Origin of the sequence: Alteromonas sp. 14N.309.X.WAT.G.H12, assembly GCF_036697315.1 — a bacterium.
Taxonomy (GTDB): Bacteria; Pseudomonadota; Gammaproteobacteria; order Enterobacterales; family Alteromonadaceae; genus Alteromonas.
Genome location: NZ_JBAHZB010000251.1, coordinates 1 through 500 on the forward strand (window position 1 = coordinate 1; position 500 = coordinate 500).

The following is a 500-nucleotide window of genomic DNA, read 5'->3' on the forward strand; positions in this document are numbered from 1 at the left end:
CCGTGGTCAACGTGGCCGATTGTACCCACGTTTACATGGGGTTTCGTACGTTCAAACTTTTCTTTTGCCATTTTTCTAGTATCCCAGCAAAGTTACGTAAAAGATAATTGTGTTCTAATTAACATGAGCTGGGGAGAAATGGTGCTGATAGGCAGATTTGAACTGCCGACCTCACCCTTACCAAGGGTGCGCTCTACCAACTGAGCTATATCAGCACTAAAATGGAGCGGGCAGCGGGAATCGAACCCGCATCATCAGCTTGGAAGGCTGAGGTAATAGCCATTATACGATGCCCGCAATCCTAATTCTCAGGCCACCTCATAGAAAAAGTGGTGGAGGGGGCAGGATTCGAACCTGCGAAGGCTGAGCCGGCAGATTTACAGTCTGCTCCCGTTGACCGCTTGGGTACCCCTCCAGAGATTGATGGTGCCGACTGCCGGAGTCGAACTGGCGACCTACTGATTACAAGTCAGTTGCTCTACCAACTGAGCTAAGTCGGC

4 tRNA genes and 1 pseudogene are annotated in these 500 nt (G+C 50.4%); all 5 read right to left on the reverse strand.

Annotation, left to right across the window (positions count from 1 at the left end):
* Positions 1-71, reverse strand: a pseudogene (locus tag V5298_RS20835) (elongation factor Tu); the annotation flags it as partial.
* Positions 72-139: 68 nt separating this feature from the next.
* Positions 140-215: transfer RNA gene (locus V5298_RS20840), tRNA-Thr, on the reverse strand.
* A 7-nt stretch (positions 216-222) separates the two neighbouring features.
* Positions 223-297, reverse strand: a tRNA-Gly gene (locus tag V5298_RS20845).
* Positions 298-330: 33 nt separating this feature from the next.
* A tRNA-Tyr gene (locus V5298_RS20850) sits at positions 331-415 on the reverse strand.
* A gap of 9 nt (positions 416-424) precedes the next feature.
* Positions 425-500 (reverse strand) — tRNA-Thr (locus V5298_RS20855).